The sequence below is a fragment of the Streptomyces boetiae genome (assembly GCF_031845405.1).
GTDB lineage: Bacteria > Actinomycetota > Actinomycetes > Streptomycetales > Streptomycetaceae > Streptomyces > Streptomyces boetiae.
Map to the genome: position 1 here is coordinate 1 of NZ_JAVREN010000137.1, position 397 is coordinate 397.

General features: G+C 65.5%; 1 protein-coding gene. It reads left to right on the plus strand.

Going from position 1 to position 397, the window contains the following annotated elements; genetic code table 11:
- On the plus strand, positions 1-359 hold a 359-nt coding region (locus tag RM780_RS27735), incomplete at its 5' end, for a hypothetical protein (RefSeq protein WP_311633653.1).
- Between the last annotated feature and the right edge of the window lie 38 nt (positions 360-397).

Sequence of the window (397 nt, forward strand, 5' to 3'; positions counted from 1 at the left end):
CACTGCCGGCCACCCCGGCAGCGGACCTGGCTACACCGCTGGTGCAGACCCTGCAGGCGCTCGCCAGTGGCGGCTCGTTCAGCGGCAAGGCCAGCTACATCCAGGGCGGCATCGGCCGCATCGAGAGCATCGCCGCGGACCGCGCTTACAGCAAGGCCGCAGCTGAAGGAAAGTTCCCGCTGACCTTCAATATCGCGAATATCGATGACCAGGGCGGCGTGGCGTACGCCGATGTCACCGCCACCTCGAACACCGGCGGCACCGCCACCCAGAACATCCAGTTCGTGGCAGGCCCCAGCCCCACCGGCTGGCAGATCTCCAAGGGATCGGCCATGGCGTTGCTGTCTTCTGTCGGCTGAGTAGGTAGTTGAACCGCAGACGTTTCGCAGTCCTGAGT